This window comes from Streptomyces sp. NPDC030838, assembly GCF_055572035.1.
This window is the reverse complement of the sequence record NZ_JBVIED010000009.1, coordinates 281,548-297,299: the sequence shown is the minus strand read 5'-3', so window position 1 is coordinate 297,299 and position 15,752 is coordinate 281,548. Positions and strand designations below refer to the sequence as shown.

General features: G+C 69.7%; 17 protein-coding genes and 4 pseudogenes. 8 read left to right on the top strand and 13 right to left on the bottom strand.

Translation table 11 applies throughout. The annotated features are described in order from the left end of the window. The first annotated feature begins 45 nt into the window (after positions 1-45). Entirely contained in the window at positions 46-921 is an 876-nt protein-coding gene (locus ACZ42A_RS24030) for a glycosyltransferase family 2 protein (protein ID WP_468529294.1), read from the top strand. On the opposite strand, the pseudogene ACZ42A_RS24025 reads toward ACZ42A_RS24030, so the two are convergent. After that, positions 918-1,454 (bottom strand): annotated as a pseudogene (locus ACZ42A_RS24025) (NAD-dependent epimerase/dehydratase family protein); the annotation flags it as partial. The gene ACZ42A_RS24030 and the pseudogene ACZ42A_RS24025 overlap by 4 nt on opposite strands. After that, complete coding sequence (locus ACZ42A_RS24020) at positions 1,375-2,055, bottom strand: NAD-dependent epimerase/dehydratase family protein (protein WP_468529293.1); 681 nt, start codon at positions 2,053-2,055, stop codon at positions 1,375-1,377. The pseudogene ACZ42A_RS24025 and the gene ACZ42A_RS24020, both read right to left, overlap by 80 nt. A gap of 149 nt (positions 2,056-2,204) precedes the next feature. Between ACZ42A_RS24020 and ACZ42A_RS24015 the strand changes: the two genes are divergently transcribed. Together ACZ42A_RS24015 and ACZ42A_RS24010 are read left to right on the top strand one after the other, a co-directional pair. Further along, a complete protein-coding gene (locus ACZ42A_RS24015) occupies positions 2,205-3,533 on the top strand; it encodes an XRE family transcriptional regulator (RefSeq protein WP_468529292.1) in 1,329 nt (442 codons plus the stop codon). A gap of 152 nt (positions 3,534-3,685) precedes the next feature. Further along, on the top strand, positions 3,686-4,672 hold the full coding sequence (locus ACZ42A_RS24010) for an L-threonylcarbamoyladenylate synthase (protein ID WP_468529291.1): 987 nt from the start codon (positions 3,686-3,688) through the stop codon (positions 4,670-4,672). A gap of 335 nt (positions 4,673-5,007) precedes the next feature. Here ACZ42A_RS24010 and ACZ42A_RS24005 read toward each other — a convergent pair whose 3' ends face one another. From ACZ42A_RS24005 to ACZ42A_RS23985, 5 genes and pseudogenes are all read right to left on the bottom strand, one after another. Next, positions 5,008-5,649, bottom strand: coding sequence for a carbonic anhydrase (locus tag ACZ42A_RS24005; protein WP_468529290.1), 642 nt, complete (start codon positions 5,647-5,649; stop codon positions 5,008-5,010). Positions 5,650-5,799: 150 nt separating this feature from the next. Next, a pseudogene (locus ACZ42A_RS24000) lies at positions 5,800-5,938 on the bottom strand (RapZ C-terminal domain-containing protein); the annotation flags it as partial. A 395-nt stretch (positions 5,939-6,333) separates the two neighbouring features. Further along, positions 6,334-6,705, bottom strand: a complete 372-nt coding sequence (locus ACZ42A_RS23995; RefSeq protein WP_468529289.1) for a hypothetical protein — start codon at positions 6,703-6,705, stop codon at positions 6,334-6,336. A 72-nt stretch (positions 6,706-6,777) separates the two neighbouring features. Beyond that, complete coding sequence (locus ACZ42A_RS23990) at positions 6,778-7,122, bottom strand: hypothetical protein (protein WP_468529288.1); 345 nt, start codon at positions 7,120-7,122, stop codon at positions 6,778-6,780. Positions 7,123-7,676: 554 nt separating this feature from the next. After that, entirely contained in the window at positions 7,677-8,126 is a 450-nt protein-coding gene (locus ACZ42A_RS23985) for a carboxymuconolactone decarboxylase family protein (protein ID WP_468529287.1), read from the bottom strand. An 82-nt stretch (positions 8,127-8,208) separates the two neighbouring features. On the opposite strand from ACZ42A_RS23985, the gene ACZ42A_RS23980 reads away from it, so the two are divergent. Continuing rightward, on the top strand, positions 8,209-9,087 hold the full coding sequence (locus tag ACZ42A_RS23980) for a sigma-70 family RNA polymerase sigma factor (RefSeq protein ID WP_468529286.1): 879 nt from the start codon (positions 8,209-8,211) through the stop codon (positions 9,085-9,087). Positions 9,088-9,635: 548 nt separating this feature from the next. Here ACZ42A_RS23980 and ACZ42A_RS23975 read toward each other — a convergent pair. Both ACZ42A_RS23975 and ACZ42A_RS23970 read right to left on the bottom strand, forming a co-directional pair. Continuing rightward, a complete protein-coding gene (locus ACZ42A_RS23975; protein ID WP_468529285.1) occupies positions 9,636-10,493 on the bottom strand; it encodes a GNAT family N-acetyltransferase in 858 nt (285 codons plus the stop codon). A gap of 81 nt (positions 10,494-10,574) precedes the next feature. Then, positions 10,575-11,003: pseudogene (locus ACZ42A_RS23970) on the bottom strand (ATP-binding protein); the annotation flags it as partial. 7 nt (positions 11,004-11,010) lie between these two features. Between ACZ42A_RS23970 and ACZ42A_RS23965 the strand changes: the two are divergent. Next, a complete protein-coding gene (locus ACZ42A_RS23965) occupies positions 11,011-11,346 on the top strand; it encodes a hypothetical protein (RefSeq protein ID WP_468529284.1) in 336 nt (111 codons plus the stop codon). Between the two features lie 4 nt (positions 11,347-11,350). Next, on the top strand, positions 11,351-12,064 hold the full coding sequence (locus ACZ42A_RS23960) for a hypothetical protein (RefSeq protein ID WP_468529283.1): 714 nt from the start codon (positions 11,351-11,353) through the stop codon (positions 12,062-12,064). Between the two features lie 81 nt (positions 12,065-12,145). On the opposite strand, the gene ACZ42A_RS23955 is transcribed toward ACZ42A_RS23960, so the two are convergent. Next, a complete protein-coding gene (locus ACZ42A_RS23955; protein WP_468529282.1) occupies positions 12,146-12,583 on the bottom strand; it encodes a hypothetical protein in 438 nt (145 codons plus the stop codon). Beyond that, positions 12,580-12,774, bottom strand: a complete 195-nt coding sequence (locus tag ACZ42A_RS23950; RefSeq protein WP_468529281.1) for a hypothetical protein — start codon at positions 12,772-12,774, stop codon at positions 12,580-12,582. Before ACZ42A_RS23950 ends, ACZ42A_RS23955 begins: the two co-directional genes overlap by 4 nt. On the opposite strand from ACZ42A_RS23950, the gene ACZ42A_RS23945 reads away from it, so the two are divergent. Beyond that, positions 12,773-13,138, top strand: coding sequence for a transposase (locus ACZ42A_RS23945; RefSeq protein ID WP_468529280.1), 366 nt, complete (start codon positions 12,773-12,775; stop codon positions 13,136-13,138). The two genes, ACZ42A_RS23950 and ACZ42A_RS23945, sit on opposite strands and share 2 nt — an antisense overlap. Before the next feature lie 3 nt (positions 13,139-13,141). Here ACZ42A_RS23945 and ACZ42A_RS23940 read toward each other — a convergent pair whose 3' ends face one another. Continuing rightward, the gene (locus tag ACZ42A_RS23940; RefSeq protein ID WP_468529279.1) at positions 13,142-13,924 is read right to left on the bottom strand and encodes an SMI1/KNR4 family protein; all 783 of its coding nucleotides are present in this window, start codon (positions 13,922-13,924) and stop codon (positions 13,142-13,144) included. A gap of 180 nt (positions 13,925-14,104) precedes the next feature. On the opposite strand from ACZ42A_RS23940, the gene ACZ42A_RS23935 reads away from it, so the two are divergent. Continuing rightward, on the top strand, positions 14,105-14,584 hold the full coding sequence (locus tag ACZ42A_RS23935; RefSeq protein ID WP_468529278.1) for an HIT family protein: 480 nt from the start codon (positions 14,105-14,107) through the stop codon (positions 14,582-14,584). A 760-nt stretch (positions 14,585-15,344) separates the two neighbouring features. Here the strand turns inward: ACZ42A_RS23935 and ACZ42A_RS23930 are convergent. Further along, a pseudogene (locus tag ACZ42A_RS23930) lies at positions 15,345-15,482 on the bottom strand (DUF5131 family protein); the annotation flags it as partial. Between the last annotated feature and the right edge of the window lie 270 nt (positions 15,483-15,752).

The window sequence follows — 15,752 nt, the reverse complement described above, 5'->3', positions numbered from 1 at the left end:
GGATCGCTAGGCTGCGGCCGTCGGAAAGTCGATGGGAGTTCACCTGTGAGTCACCCGCGTTTGGGAGTTGCCGTCCTGACCATGGGCAACCGGCCGGCCGAGCTGGCGGCGCTGCTGGAGTCGGTGGCCCGGCAGGATCTGCCCGCGGCACGGGTGGTGGTGGTCGGCAACGGCACGCCGCTCCCGGAGCTGCCGGCCGGGGTGGACGGGGTGGAACTCGAGGAGAACCTGGGGGTCTCCGGCGGGCGGAACGCGGCGATCGAGCATCTGCGCTCGTGCGGCGACGTCGATGTGGTGGTCGACCTGGACGACGACGGGCTGCTGGTCGACACGGACGTCTTCACGAAGGTGGCCGCGATGTACGCGGCGGACGACCGGCTGGGGGTCGTGTCGTTCCGGATCGCGGACGAGCACGGCCACACCCAGCGCCGGCATGTGCCGAGGCTGCGAGCGAAGGACCCGATGCGCGGCGGGGAGGTGACGACCTTCCTGGGCGGTGGGCACGCGCTGTCGATGTCCATGCTGAATCAGGTGGGCGACTGGCCGCAGGAGTTCTTCTTCGCGCATGAGGAGACCGATCTGGCGTGGCGGGCCCTGGATGCGGGCTGGCGGGTGGTGTACGAGCCGTCGCTGCTGCTGCAGCACCCCAGGACGTCCCCGGCCCGGCACGCGGTGTACTACCGGATGACGGCCCGCAACCGGGTGTGGCTGGCCAAGCGGCATCTGCCCGCGCTGCTGGTCCCCGCCTATCTGGGGGTGTGGACCGTTCTGACGCTGCTGCGGACCCGGTCGCGTGACGGGCTGCGGGCCTGGACGGGCGGCTTCTGGGAGGGCGTGCGCACGTCCGCCGGGCGCCGTCTGCCGATGCGGTGGGCGACCGTGGCCCGCATGACCCGTCTGGGCCGTCCCCCGGTGATCTAGACCGGCTTGGCCGCGGCGTCTTCGCGCAGCCACTGCGGGAGGGCGGCGGGGGTTGCGCGCAGCCAGCGCACGTACCGGGCGATGCCGTCCTCCAGCGAGATACCGGGCCGCCATCCCAGCACCCGCTCCATATGGGTGGTGCTGGCGCAGCCGCCGAGCGGGTCGCCGGGCGGCATCGGCGTCTCCCGCACGGGGGTGCCGGGGTAGTGGCCGGCGATGAGGTCGGCCACGCGGCGGATGGTGGTGGGCCGGCCGGTGCCGATGTTCACGATCTCGCCGTCGGCGGCCGGGCAGGCCAGAGCGTGCAGGGTGCCGTCGGCGATGTCGTCGACGTGGACCAGGTCCCGCACCTGGTGGCCGCCGCCGTTGAGTTGCAGGGGCAGGCCGAGCGCGGCCCGTGCCGCGAACCAGGCCACCACCCACGAGTGACTGCCCGGCTTGATGACCTGTGGTTCACCGTAGACGGAGAAGTAGCGCACCACCGTGTGGGAGGTGCCCACCGCGCCGAGCTGGAGCGCGGTCTGCACTTCTCCGAACGCCTTGGTGTTCGTATACGGACAGCGGGCGCAGCGGGGCGTGTTCGGCGAAGCGGGGAACGGTGCGGCCGTAGACGGCCTGCAGCAGTTCGCGGACCGTGCGGTGTTCGTCGTCGGGCCGGGCCCAGTCGTCGGGGTCGCCGTTGCCGTACACGGAGGCGGAGGAGACGAACACCAGGCGCTGCAGCCGGTTTGAGGCCGCCGCCGCGGTGAGCACGGTCTGGGTGCCGGTGATGTTGTGGTCGATGGCGTCCTGCGGCTGCCGGGTGCAGGCTGCGACATCCGCGAGGGCGGCCGCGTGGATGACGTAGTCGGCTCGGCGCATCACCCGCTGCACGAGGCCGGCGTCGCGCACGTCGCCGGTGATCACCTCTGGGCTGTCGGCGTCGATGCCGAACAGGGAGCGGTAGACGCTGGGCGGATAGGCGTCCAGGGAGCACAGCGCGAAGGGTGTGGCGCCAAGAGCCCGCAGGCCACGCACTATTCGTGAACCGATCAGACCGGCCCCGCCGGTGACGAGGACCGTCGCTCCGTGCAGGCGCGGCAGAGCAGAGGGCGGCGAGGACGGGGAAGCAGGCTGTGGATGCTGATGGCTCATGTGCGTGCCCCTTCGTGCCAGAACGCGGACCGGGAGACGGCTGCGCAGCCTGCTGTCGACGATGAGCGCACGCGGCGGGCAACAGCAGAGGTCCCCCAGGGGTCCCGTTCTGGCCACTTCGTCGCGGACCGTTGCCGGACGGTGACACGATGGCGGAGTGGATGACCGGGCTCCTCACCCCCTGGCCCTCGCCCGCCGGGCCCGCGGCATGTCGCAGAAGACCCTGGCGGCCCGGGTGCGGGCCGCTGCCGCCCGCCGCGGCCTGCGCTCGGGCACGGACACCTCCCGCGCGCGCAAAATGGGAGCGCGGAGTCCGCCCGGACGACGACTCCCAGATCTACATCGCCGAAGCCTTCGGCCTGCCCGCCGACATCGTCGACGGCCCGTGGCCCGGCTGGCTGCCCCTGACCGACACCGGCGTCGTCCCCTTCGGCCCCCACGCCACCGTGCCCGCCCTGAGAGAGGCCCTGCGACCCGTGGACCGCCGCACCTTCCTCACCATCTCCGCCACCGCCCTGACCGCACTCACCGCCGACTGGGCCACCGCCCACATCCCGCCCGCCTTAGCCCTCACACCACCGGACCCGGTCGACGGCGACCTGGTCGGCACCCTCCAGGCCGCCACCCAGCACCTCACCTCAGCCGACCCCCGCCACCACGCCCACACCACCCGCCTCCTCCACGCCCACCTGACCACCGTCACCGATCTCCTCGACAACGGCCGCCACTCCCCACCCACACGCGGCCGCCTGCACACCCTCGCAGCAGACATCGCCCAGACCCTCGCCTGGCGCCGCTTCGACACCGGCGACCACACCCACGCCGCCCAGTACTGGATCGCCGCCCTCCACAACAGCCGCGCCACCGGCGACACCGACCGCGGCGCCGGCCTCATCAGCGACCTCGCCTACCAAGCCGCCTGGCAGAACAACCACGCCCTCGCCCAGGACCTCCTCACCCACGCACTCACCCGCGCCACCCACCCAGCCGCCCGCAGCCTCCTCCAACTCCGCCTGGCCCGCACCCACGCCGCCCGCCAAGAGCAGCGCCCCGCACTGCGCGCTCTCGCGGCAGCCGAGAAGCATCTGAGCCAAGCCCGCGACGACCGGCCCGCCTGGTGCGCGTGGCTGTCCGACGCCGACCTCGCCGTGGACACCGGCCAGGCCCTCCTCGACCTCGGCGACACCACCCGGGCCCACCAGCTCATCACCGACGGCGAACGCCTGCTGCCCGCGGCCCGGGACAAAACCCGCAGCGTCTTCCTCGCCTACCGGGCCGCCAGTTACCTCGACCTCAAAGAGCCCGAACCCGCCGCGGCCGCCGCCACCCAGTCGCTTCTGCTGGCACGCCGCACCGGAGCACCCCGCTGCGTCCGCCTCGTCGACGACCTCCTCCCCCGCTTCCACTCCTTCCCGACCGCCCCAGGCGTGCCGGAACTCCTGCACCTTGCCGCCGCTTGGCACCGAGCATCTGCCTGAAGCCAGGCGCACCGGGGGTTGCTCCGGCTTCGGGGAACAACGGAACAGTCATTAGCGCTAAGCAGTTGATCTTGAGCGGCCCCGGGGATCAATGGAACCGTCGTTGGCGCTGAGATTGATCAAGACCGTCGCCGGTCCTTGACGCGCCTAGGATGGCGAGAGTGAGGGCACGAACCAGTGACATCGAGAAGGCGGCCGGTGTGCTGCGCGCCGGGGGCCTGGTGGCCCTCCCGACCGAGACCGTCTACGGACTGGGCGCCAACGCCGAGGACCCCGCCGCCATCTCGCGTATCTTCCAGGTCAAGGGGCGCCCGCCCTCGCACCCGCTGATCGTCCACATCGGCGGCGCGGAGCACCTGGACGACTGGGTCCAGGAGGTACCCGCGACGGCCCGCCTGCTGGCCGAACGCTTCTGGCCGGGGCCACTCACGATGGTCCTGCGGCGCGGTCGCCGGGTGCCCCTGGAAGCGACCGGTGGCTTGGAGACGGTGGCCGTGCGTGTGCCCGACCACCCCGTGGCACTCGCGCTGCTGTCGGCCTTCGGTGGCGGTGTCACGGCCCCGTCCGCCAACCGCTTCGGCTCGGTGAGCCCCACGACCGCGGACGACGTCCGTGCCGAGCTCGGCGACGCCGTCGACTTCGTGCTGGACGGCGGCCCCTGTGAGGTCGGTGTCGAGTCGACCATCGTCGACGCCACCGGCGAGATCCCGACCATCCTGCGGCCCGGCGGGGTGACGCGCGAGGACCTCGAAGCGGTGCTGGGGCGCCCGCTCGCGGTCCCCTCGACCAGCCCCATCCGGGTGCCGGGCCAGCATCCGTCGCACTACGCGCCTCGTGCTCGGGTCGTCCTGGTCGAGCCGGAGAAGGTCGTCGCCGAGGCGGAGCTGGCACAGGAACTGGGGCACCGGGTCGGCGTCTTTCTTCCTGCCGCCTTCGCCGACGCTGAGGTGAAGGCGCACGCGGTGGTGCAGGTCCCCGGTTCGATGGCCGCCTACGCGCGCGGGCTGTACGGGTTCCTGCGCGAGCTCGACCGGCAAGGGTGCGACCTCATCGTCGCATCACTGCCGGCGGAGGAGGGGCTGGGACTGGCGATCGCCAACCGGCTCCGCCGCGCCGCGGGGCCCCGGACCACCGTGTGACCAGCGCCGACGCCGCGCCCTTACCGCTCCCGGGTGCGAGGGCCGGGCGGATTCGCGGCGGATTCGGCTGAGCTTCCGCCGGTCTGGCAGGCCGGGCACAGCTCGTGCCGCCCGTCGTCGGTGACGACCGTTCCCCATCCCGGCACACCTCGCAGCCCGCGGCCCGCGCCAGGTCGGCGCGGGGGGGGTGCTGGGCACGTGGTCGGCTCCGTTAGCCATCGGGCGGTGCCCTTCGGGGGGTGATCGAGCGGTGAACCCGGTGGGTTTCCCCCTCCACGTATACGGGCCTCCTCCGACCCGGGCAAATCACGTAGGGGCAGCCACGGGCGGGATGGTCAGGACGCGGCAGGGACCGCCGCATCGAGGCCGCGAGAGGCGACGAGCTGTGCACTGCCGTCGGCCAGCCGGTAGGACAGCCCCACCACACCGAGGCGGCCGGCGGCCACCCGCTCGGCCAGGACGCGGGAGCGTTCGAGCAGCAGGTCCACGGTGTGCTCGATGTGCTCGGCCAGGATCTCGTCGGCCTGGTCGCGTCCGGCGGCGCGGGCTGCCAGCACGCTCGGGGTCACCCGTTCGACAACGTCACGGACGAAGCCGCCGGGCACCCTGCCACCGTCGGCTGCGGCGCGGGCGGCTGCGATGGCCCCGCACGAGTCGTGGCCGAGCACGACGACGAGCGGGGCGTCGAGCACGCTCACGCCGTACTCGACGGAACCGAGGACCTCTGCACCGGCGACATGTCCCGCGGTGCGCACCACGAACAGGTCGCCCAGGCCGCGGTCGAAGATGATCTCGGCGGCCAGCCGGGAGTCGGAGCACCCGAACAGCACCGCGAAGGGCTGCTGGGACGGTGCGATCTCGGTGCGGCGTATGGCGTCCTGGTTCGGGTGCTCGGGGGTGCCTGAGACGAAGCGCTGGTTACCGGCCATGAGCAGGTCGAAGGCGTCGCGGGGCGTCGGGCTTTGGATCTCGGTCATGGCGGCAGCCTACGAGTCGGCACCAGCCGTCGCACCGCCTGGGCCCGCCGGAGCTCACCAGGTCGGGCCCCACCGACGGCCTTGCATCACCTGCAGGCGCCGGGCGAGGGCGGCCTTGGTACGGAACCGTAGCGCGCGACGGTGCTGCCCCTCTGGATGCGCGTAGCGGATGGGTTTGCCGAGGCTGCGGGCGTATGCGATCTCGCTGCGGGTGCTGACGCCGATGCAGCCGTTGGCTGACGACGAGGACTTCGTCAGCGAGGGCGATCTTGCTGACATGCAGCGCGTCGTCGTCGCCGGGCAGGCCGACTCGCCCGCAGCCGCCAGAGCTTTGCCGCCCTGGGCCAGAACGAGTCGGGGCCCCTGGCTCTTCCCTGGCGGCCGGGCCGGCCAGCACATGAGCGCCAGCCATGCCTCAAGGTTCTTTGGCTCCACGAGGAGAACAAGGCGACGCGGGCCTGGCTGATGGTGTACTCGCCGTATGGCCCCCTAAACACACCAAGGCCCGTACTTCCCGCGCGGTGTGCGTCGCGGGAAGTACGGGCCTTGGTGTCAGGCCGCCCAGGTTGCGGGCGCGCCGAGGTCGGGGTTGGGGAGGCTGGCGGTGGCCGCCGGTGCGGCGGGGTGCCGCATGGAGCCCGCCCAACGGCCCTCACCGGCCCCGGCGGCTCACCGGCAGCGCGGTCAGCAGCGTTCGTAGCTGCCCCCGCCCGCCAGGTGGTCGTCGTAGATCCACCCGTAGTAGCGGCGCTCGTTGACGCTCTTGAAGGACACGTACGTCCAGGTGTGGCCGTAGTCGTTCGACACGTAGCAGTCGATGTCGACGAAGTACCCGCCCTGAAGCGTGATGACAGGGGCGCACTCGCCGTAGGGCCCCTTGCGGATGGGCGCCGTCCTGCCGTCGTCCTTGACCTCGTCGTAGCTCTCGAACGTGCCCTCGTTCTGCCACCCGCTGCAGGTGACGGCGGACGTGGAGGCGGACGCGGGCGCGACGGCAAGGCCGGCGCCGAGAACGGCGGCCGCGGTGGCACCGAGAACGGAACGTCGCCATCTCATTTGTTTTCCCCTCGTTTCCCCTGGTCGGGTGTGGTCTTGAACCGGCCTAACCGGCCTGCGGACGACGTGTCGCTACGTGTCGTCCGTGACCCACGTGCTGCACACCGCGGCGGGCATGGTGCAGACGCGCAGGGTGATCTTGCTGTTCTCGCGCATGTCGTAGTTGCAGGTCGTTCCCCCCGTGGCGGCGCCCACCGAGCACTCACCCTCGCGGCCGTAGTTCGTGTACCACTCCACGTAGCTGTAGGAGCCCTCGTAGTGCTCCACCCAGACCTTGTCCCCGTAGCTGATGAACCCGCCCTCGGCGTAGCCGTTGTAGACGATCGAGTCGGCGTGCGCGGGAACGGCCGTCGCCAGAACGGCGGCGCTCGCTCCCGCGACCGCGGTCATGAGCGTGCGCCCTCGCCAGTCCCTCATGTTCACTTCCTCCCTCCGGAATTGCCTCGTGCTCCGCCCCTGTGATGGCCGGACGGACAGACCGTCGACCGCCGGCAACAGCCGGCAGGTCATGACTCAGCGGCACTGGACCCAGAGTTGGTAACCCCCGCTCACCCTGGGGCACATCCAGCTCGTACGCCCCGGGACCTCTGGCGCGGCGCCGGCCGCCTCACGGCTGCCCGGTCGCCGTGAGAGAAGATGCTCCGTTCGCCGGACGAGTACAAGATCCGCCGCTTGTCCCGGACAGGGCCCGGGCTGTCCGGCCTGGTCAGGTCCTTGTCCGGGTTTCTGTCCGGACACCGGATGGGCGGCGTGAGCCACCCGAACCACCCCGTCGCTCAGAAGCGGGTCGAGTGGCCACGGATCAGGCGTCAGAGCGAGGACGACTCCCGAAGATTGATCACGACTCGATGCGTGCCCTAACTGGGGCCGGATGAAGTCGCCTTGCGGGGCCGGCCGTCGCTCGCCGGGCGTCGACGCACAGGTGAACGCGATCTGTCGCCGACCCCCGGGCGGATGGCGCCCCGCCCAGCTCACCAGGTCTTACCGGCCTGCTCCCGGATCGTGCGGTTGATCCGGTTGAAGAAGTTGGTCATCGCGACCTCCAGGATGATCGCGGACAGCTGCTCCTCACTGAAGTGGTCGGCGACGGCGTCCCAGATCTCGTCGGTCACCCCCGCCGCACCGTCCTGAATCCGGGTGGCGGCCTCGGTCAGCGCAAGCGCCGCCCGCTCCTCATCGGTGAAGAAGGGCGTCTCGCGCCACGCGACCACGTTGTGCAGCCGCTCCTCCGTCTCACCGGCCTTCTTCGCCGCCTCGATCGAGGCGTAGACGCACGGGCTGCAGCCGTTGATCTGGCTGGCCCGCAGGTGGACCAGCGACAGCAGGCGCTGGTCCACGCCCCCGGCGGCAATCGCCTTGTAGAGGTGCTGGATCGCAGTGCCCAGGTCCGGGTTCATCGCGCCCTTCATACGTGCTTCCATCGGCTGTGCTCCTTCATCGGTTACCTGCGCCCGTCCGGGCCCGTCATCCCCATGACGGAGCGAAACCGAGGAAGGTAACAACATGTCCGACACCAGCCCGACGCACCCGATGGCCGAGGCGTTCGAGGCCCAGCGCGACCGGCTGCGCGCGGTCGCCCACCGCATGCTCGGATCGCATGCCGACGCCGAAGACGTGGTCCAGGAGGCATGGCTGCGGCTCTCCCGCCAGGACACCGCGACCATCCACAACCTCGCCGGCTGGCTGACCACGGTGGTCGGCCGGATCAGCCTCGACGTCCTGCGATCGCGTCAGTCCCACCCTCAGGCGTCCTACGACGACCGGCTGCCCGAGCTTGTAGTGACGGTCGACGACGGTCCTGAACCGGAGGACGACGTGGTGCTCGCCGACTCGGTCGGGCTCGCGCTCCTCGTTGTCCTGGAGTCGCTCGGGCCGAGTGAGCGGCTGGCGTTCGTGCTGCACGATCTGTTCGCGGTGCCGTTCGACGAGATCGGCCAGATCCTCGGCAAGTCCACCAACGCCACCAAGATGCTCGCGAGCCGCGCCCGCAGGAAGGTGCAGGCGAGGGAATCGCCGACGGCCGTCGGACGGGAGCAGCGAGAGGTGGTCCAAGCCTTCCTGGCGGCAGCTCGCCGCGGCGACTTCGAAGGGCTGCTGCGCGTGCTCGACCCCGAGGTGAGGCTGACCGTCGACACCCCCGACGGCGTGATCATCACCCTGGGCGCCACCCAGGTCGCCGCCGGCGCGCAGCTGTCCGCCGACGCAGCCGCGCGGGGGCGGGCGGTTCTTGTCAACGGCCTTCCCGGTATCGTGTCGTGGCGCGAGGACGGCTCCCCGCTCTCGGTCATCGCATTCACCGTCGTCGACGGCCGGATCGCCAGCATCGCTGTCGTCGTCGACCCGGCAAGGCTCGCGTCGATGGACCTGCCGGATCCTCGGTGAGTCACTGCTGAGGCAGTCGCCTTGACGGGGTTGCCCCTCGCCGACCTCGCAAGATCAGCGATAGAGCCCGCTTCATTCCTTGTCCGCGACGACTACTGCTGGTCCGAGGACCCGGCTAAGAGGTCGTTGCATTTGGTGGCATCGGTAGCCTGCAGCCATGGAGTTTATGGCCGAGACGGTGTGCCGGGTCTGCGGACTGGACGTGGGCGATGTGCGCTTCGATGAGTTCGGCTGCTCGCTCCACGTCGTCTGTGACTGTTGCGGGACAGAGTCGGGATATGGCGACGAGAAGGTGAACCAGGTACGTCATCTGCGCCGAAGCTGGCTCGACCGTGGGGCTCAATGGCACCGGCCGAAGTCTCGGCCTCTCACCTGGCCCCTGCACCAGCAGCTGGCTGGCATACCGTCGCAGTGGCTCTGACTCAGGCCTGGCTTCGTAGGTGAAAACGGACACCGTCTGTATCCGAGTTTGGGACACCACTTGTCGATCACAGAGCCCCGAAAATGTCGGTGAGAAGTAACACCACTGCGAAGTGGACGGAGCCGGCTTATTCGGCGGGTTCGGCGATCAGCGCCGTACCGATCTTGCGGAAGCCGAGTCGGGCGTAGACCCGCGCAACGTCGTCGTCACTTGCCGACAGGAAGACGGTTGCCGCACCCCGCGATCGGGCGTCGGCCACCAGTGCCGCGGTGACCGCGAGTGCGAGACCGCGACGGCGAGCTGCGGGGAGTGTTCCGACGCCGACGATCTCGCTGACTCCTGCGAGTGGTTGGTGTTGGCCTGCGGACAGCGCTGATCCATGCTCGACAGCTGCGGCGACCGCCGTCAGACCTGCCCGGATACGCACGATCGTGCGTTCCACCGATCCGTCGGCGACGCGGGCGTCGATCGCTTCCGCCAGTTGTGGTGCTCCCGCGTGACCAACGTGGGTTCCAGGCTCGGCGAAGGCGAGGTGAGGAACGGCCAGGGCGCTGGGCAGTATCGGATCGTCCGCACCTACGATTCGCACGGATATGTTGCCGGACAACTCCTCCAATGGAGTTGCGGGAGTACCGGGATCGAGCGCCATCAGCGGATGTTCGTGGACCACGAGTCCCGACTCCTCGACTGCTGCCCGCAGCGTGGGCGTGATCTCCGCGACCCATTCGAAACTCTCCGGGATCCCCAGCTCCCGCTGGCGGGCACGGACCTTCTGCACGTCGGTGGCCTCCAGCGGTCCGCTCCATCCCCGTGCGGGACGTGCGTAGAACGGCCAGCCCTGGCCCTCCCGCACGAACAGGGTCAGCGGCCCGTGGTCCTCAACTCGGGCGCCGTGGCGCGGGACCGCGTCGTAGTACTCCTCGAGCCGGTCCAGCAATGCCCGCTCAGGATGATCGTCAAAATCAGCAGAAGTCACGCTGGGCATCCAAGCAACAGGGCACCAGCGACGCCACTTCATTTCAAACCGTCTGCGGGGGTTCTCGGCCGGATACCGCTGCCGAGATCGTTAACCGGTGGCGTCCTGAGCAGCGGCCCGGGCCTGGGTAAGAGCCAGGCGGTAGGATTCGGTGCCGGTCCGGATGAGGTTGCCGCCGAAGGTGAGCCGGTCGACGATGGCCGCGCAGAGCCGGGGGTCGGTGAAGGCTTTGGTCCAGCCGCTGAAACTCTCGTTCGAGGCAATGGCGACGCTGTTCTTCTCCTCGCGCTCGGTCAGCACTTGGAACAGCAGCTCAGCGCCCCTGCGGTCCAGCTCCATATAGCCCAGCTCGTCGATGCAGAGAAGATCGACTCGGCCGTAGCAGGCGATGGTCTTGGTCAGCACCTTCTCGTCCGCAGCCTCGACCAGCTCGTTGACGAGTTTGGTGGCGAGTGTGTAGCGGACCCGGTAGCCGGCCATCGCGGCTTCGGTGCCCAGCGCGATCAGCAGGTGCGACTTTCACTCGATGGTCATCACCGTGCCCACCGCCGACGACGACCAGGCGCTGTACTCCTTCATCCTTGAGCGCGCCGACGAGGACTGGGCGGCCACCATGGACAACCCCACCATGGACGGCGACGCCATCGCCCGCTTCCGCCGAATCTCGAACTCCAACAAGCTTGCGGTCACGGGCGCTACCGCGTACGTCCTGGACCTCTTGAAGCAAGGCGACGTCGAGCAGGCCGCTCTTGCCTGGGACCACCTGACTGCCGCGCGCGAGGAGTGGAGGGAACACCCCGACTACCTCCCTGTCTGGGAGAACGCACAGCGCGCGGAGATTCGCCAGCGGCTCGGGAGCTGACTCGGTGAAGGACGAAGAGGTGGAGGTCGTCGACGCAGAGCTGGTGGACGACCTCCATCTGCCCGCACTCCACCAGGCCGCCGCCGTGCCCGCGCGGCCCGCCATCGACCGGCACACCAACCTCCGCCCTGGAGCACTCCCCACTCTCCAACGCCCCCAGTACTCCGAGCGGGACTTCTATGTCTCCGAAGAGACCGCCCGCCGCATGGACGAGGTCTCGGCGCTGAGGAACACCGACCGCAACTACCGCTCCCAACGCGGCATGTTCCAGCGCTGGTGCAACGAGATGGGCCGCGTTGCCCTCCCCTGCACCACCGCCACCTACGTCGAGTACATCGCCAGCCTCATCGCCCGCGGCTACTCCCCGAACACCATCAAGGCCCACAAGTCCGCGATCCGCTCCTGGCAACCCGAAGACGCCAAGCCCGGCACCGCCGTGGTCAACGGAATGATCAAGGAGTACGCCAAGGAGTGGAGCAAGCGGAACCAGGTGAAGAAGGCGCCGGCCATCACCGACGCGATGTTCCGGGCCATGGTCGCCTCCTGCGACACCCGCCACCCCATCGGTATCCGCGACCGCTGCGCCCTTGTCCTACATCTTCGCCCAGGTCGACGTCGAAGACGACGGCGTGGCCGTCTGGGTCGCCAATGTCCAAGAACGATCAGGAGGCCCGCGGCGAGGAGTCGTTCATCCCGGCCGTACCCGACGACCTCCTGATCTGCCCGGTCGATGCCACACGCGCGTGGTGCAACATGCTCCACCGGCTCGGCGTCCGCGAAGGAGCTTTCTTCCGCGCCCTCACCTCCGCTGGCACTCTTCAGAACCGGGGTGGATGCGGCTGCTTATCGGCAAGCGCGTCATGCCGAGCGCCAGGACCAAGCCCACTCCCGCCAGGACGCGGACCGCCAGGCCCGGCTGGTCGCATGGCACCGCTGGGGCGGTCACCGCCGGCATGGGCGGCGGCACGAGGGCCGAGCTGCGCCCGGAGTCGGTGAGGAGCCCCGCCTGCGTCAGCTGCTCGACGGTGGCGGTGACGATTCGCTCGACGTCGCCGGGAACGCCCTCCGCCCGCATCTGCTTGATCAGCTCCGGCACGGTGCCGGACAGGGTCGCCGACCAGATCCGCTCCGTGGCCGTGTTCATCCACTGCCATGTGCCGTCGGCCGTGTTCAGTGCGACCACGGCGCCGTCGCCGAGGCTGGCCCGGTGGACGCCGGGCGGTACGAGCAGCGTCACCAGACACCTCCCTCCGGGACGAGCTGGGCCATCGTGCGGGCGAGCCACCAGGAGATGATGAAGAACGCCTCCAGCGCGGGCAGCGGCGGCCGGCCGACGCCCGCGGTCGCCGCGTCCAGCGCCGTGTGCACAGCCGCGGCGTCGATCAGCCCGCAGGAGACGAGCACCCGCCGGATCACCACCTGGATCATGCAGAGCCCGGAGAGCCTGACCGACAGCCAGCGCGATCAGCTTGACCGCATTCTGGATGCCTGCCCCGACCTGGCCACCGCCCGTGACCTCGCCCACGAGTTCAGCACTATCGCCCGCGAACGCCGAGGCCATAACCCCACCCGCTGGATGACCCGCGCCCTCGACCAGGGGCCACAGCCGCTCCAGGGCTTCGCCGCCTTCCTCCAAAACGACTGGGACGCCGTCGTCAACGGCCTCACGCTGTCCAGGAGCTCCGGCGCCGTCGAAGGCCAGGTCACACGCATCAAGCTCATCAAACGCCGGTCAAACGGGCGAGCATCCTTCGCTCTCCTACGCACGCTGGTCCTCGCCCAGCCGCCGTGAGCGTCAGAACGGCGGAACGCACTCGCGATCGTCGACCGCCTCGGTTACCGGAGGGCCTGCGGGCGGCCAGGCGCCGGGAATGACTTCAACTGCACGTTGGACATCAGCCGCCGCCCTGCCGGTGACAACCAGATCCATCCCCTCCAAGCCGGGCTCCAGGCAGAGCAGCAAGCCAGCGGCAGAGAACCAGCGAACGGGCGGTCCCATGGGCTCGAACCACGCCGGATACGGCGGCAAAGCAACCTGCGCGAACTGCTCCTCCAGACAGGCAACCGCCTCGGGCGTTGCCTGACAGGTCCGGCCCTCGGTCCAATTGGCCGTGGCGGCTTCGCTCAGGACGGTTTCCACACAGGCCAGCGACAAGCGGTCGAGGAAGTCGAGTCGGCCGGAACCGGGCACGCGATCACCGAATAGGGCGACCGGCGGATCCTCACGGGAAAGATCGGCCAGGGCCACACCCCACCCGGCGCAACCCTGGTTCTCGCTGCGGAACACCAGCAGTTCGCCGGAAGGGTCGAGCAGCAGCTCGTCCGGCTCCAGCAACGGATTCTGCTGCGCAACCAGGTCACGCCGTCGACCGAACAACGCATACGCCTCCCTGAGAGCCACCGGCAGACGCAACCCGAGACGCTCCTCAGCTCGCTGCACATCAGCCGATGTGAACCCGTCAGTCGGCGACACCGGGGTGGACCAGGCAGCAGCAAAGCCTTGGATGAATGCCCATGCATCCGCCCGATCCGGGCATCGGCCAGCCAGTGCCCCAGCTATGTCGAACCTGTCAGCCATGGCGCTGACCCTACGCGGCGGCCCTCGGCGCCGGACGGCACGGTGACCGTCACGAAATGTCCGCCACAGCCTTAAAAGCGGCCGGAGTCGCTCCTCGCCTCGCTTGGTTGGTCCTTGAAGCGAGTGGGGAGGGTGGGGAGCGAAGAAAAGGTCTTGATCGCATGCGGTTAGGCTCGGGCCATGACCGGTAATTGGCGGATGGACCGGATCGGGGCTGCTCTGCGGGGCGAGAATCCGACCGTGCTGCGGCGGCTTGAGTCTGGCTTCGCGGTGATCGGCGACATTCAGTTCCTGCCCGGGTACTCAGTTCTCCTCGCGGACGAGCCGGGTGTTCAACGGCTGTCTGACCTGCCGAGGGCCAAGCGGCTGGCGTTTCTGTCCGACATGGACAAACTCGGAGAAGCGGTTGAGCGGGCCTGTCGGCGGCTGGACCCCGATTTCCGCCGGGTCAACCTGGAGATCCTCGGCAACACGGACCCGTACCTGCATGCCCATGTCTGGCCGCGGTTCGAGTGGGAGCCGGCCGAGCTGGTGGGCAAGCCGGTGTGGCTGTATCCGCGTGATCGGTGGAGTGACGAGCAGTTCAAGCTCGGCCCGCAGCACGATGTGCTGCGGGATGCCATCGGCAGCGAACTGGACCGGTTGCGTTCGATGGCCTGACGGTGTGGGCCCGCCGGCCGTCAGGTCGGCGGGCCCGGTGATCAGTGACGGTCAGTGGGCCTCACGGGTCCTTCGCAGCGGAACAACGTGCACCCTTGCCCCCGCCGCGCTCGTTCCCCCCAACCACTTGGCAGCGCCAGGAGGCCGAGAGCAGCAAGTCGGCCTTAAGCGGGGCGCGGTCACGGCCCCAGAACAAGCCCTACCTTGGCGAGGCGCTGCGCCCGCGGCGCGTACCGCCGTGACCACGGCAGGGGCGGGCGGCCTACTGTGTGAGGCGTACTGCCAGCCATCCGACCGGCAAGGAGCAGCAGGCCGTGAACGTCGAGATTGACCCGCTTGTACGCGACACCGCCTCCCGGTTAGGGGCCGGCGTTCCCTACGCGCTGAAGGTCCTGGCTGGCCAGCTGGCCGACGACCCGGACATGGGCCGACCCTCGAATCTGCCCGGCATCCTCACCGTGACGGTCGACGGTGACCTGTTCGAGGACTGCCCCGACCTGTCCGTCGGCTACATCCGCGAGCCGGACCGGATCGAGATCCGGTACGTGAACCCGAGTTTCGATGAACTCGTCGCCGCTCTCGGTCTCGACTTCGGTGAGCCAGGCGTCGGCCAGTGGCGCGCCGATGGCACCCAAGTGCGCTCCGTCGGTGGCGGGATAGGCGGCGGTGAGGATGTCGTCGATCGCGGCCGGCTGGCGGGCGTCGGGCGGGGCGGTGATCCCGTAGCCGCGGTGGTGGGCATGAAGGCAGCTCGAACGGCCACGGACACGCCCATCCACAGGTTCGCCGGCCACTGGAGCTGGTCGGCGACTTGCCGCAGACGTCGCGTCCGCTTCGTCAGCACCTGGTAGGTGTGCTGCGGGGTCTCAGCGATCACGTCGAAGACGCGGCGCACGTAGAGTCAGCCACTCAGCGCTGAGCCGCATCAACAGCCCATTTGGAGGGGCTGCCCGGCACGCTGACAGCGCTTGTGGTTCTTCATGCGGCCGATCACGTGCTCGACGCGCCCGGATCTTGCGGTGGGCGGCGTTGTCCTCTTGCCCAACCGACGCCCACGTCAGCCGCTGCGCACGGTCTCGGCCTCCGTGGTCGACGGACACAGCACCCGCGGGGCCGACAGGATGACCACGGCATCAGGCCCGGCGTGGCCCGCGCGGTGCCATGGGGA

Coding starts and splice junctions, on each gene's coding strand:
- ACZ42A_RS23965 (WP_468529284.1), top strand. CDS start 11,011: ATGGTCATCACCGTGCCCACCGCCGACGACGACCAGGCGCTGTACTCC.
- ACZ42A_RS23990 (WP_468529288.1), bottom strand. CDS start 7,122: ATGAGGGACTGGCGAGGGCGCACGCTCATGACCGCGGTCGCGGGAGCG.
- ACZ42A_RS23995 (WP_468529289.1), bottom strand. CDS start 6,705: ATGAGATGGCGACGTTCCGTTCTCGGTGCCACCGCGGCCGCCGTTCTC.
- ACZ42A_RS23935 (WP_468529278.1), top strand. CDS start 14,105: ATGACCGGTAATTGGCGGATGGACCGGATCGGGGCTGCTCTGCGGGGC.
- ACZ42A_RS24005 (WP_468529290.1), bottom strand. CDS start 5,649: ATGACCGAGATCCAAAGCCCGACGCCCCGCGACGCCTTCGACCTGCTC.
- ACZ42A_RS23975 (WP_468529285.1), bottom strand. CDS start 10,493: ATGCCCAGCGTGACTTCTGCTGATTTTGACGATCATCCTGAGCGGGCA.
- ACZ42A_RS23950 (WP_468529281.1), bottom strand. CDS start 12,774: ATGATCCAGGTGGTGATCCGGCGGGTGCTCGTCTCCTGCGGGCTGATC.
- ACZ42A_RS23985 (WP_468529287.1), bottom strand. CDS start 8,126: ATGGAAGCACGTATGAAGGGCGCGATGAACCCGGACCTGGGCACTGCG.
- ACZ42A_RS23980 (WP_468529286.1), top strand. CDS start 8,209: ATGTCCGACACCAGCCCGACGCACCCGATGGCCGAGGCGTTCGAGGCC.
- ACZ42A_RS23940 (WP_468529279.1), bottom strand. CDS start 13,924: ATGGCTGACAGGTTCGACATAGCTGGGGCACTGGCTGGCCGATGCCCG.
- ACZ42A_RS23945 (WP_468529280.1), top strand. CDS start 12,773: ATGCAGAGCCCGGAGAGCCTGACCGACAGCCAGCGCGATCAGCTTGAC.
- ACZ42A_RS24020 (WP_468529293.1), bottom strand. CDS start 2,055: ATGAGCCATCAGCATCCACAGCCTGCTTCCCCGTCCTCGCCGCCCTCT.
- ACZ42A_RS24015 (WP_468529292.1), top strand. CDS start 2,205: ATGGCGGAGTGGATGACCGGGCTCCTCACCCCCTGGCCCTCGCCCGCC.
- ACZ42A_RS24010 (WP_468529291.1), top strand. CDS start 3,686: ATGGCGAGAGTGAGGGCACGAACCAGTGACATCGAGAAGGCGGCCGGT.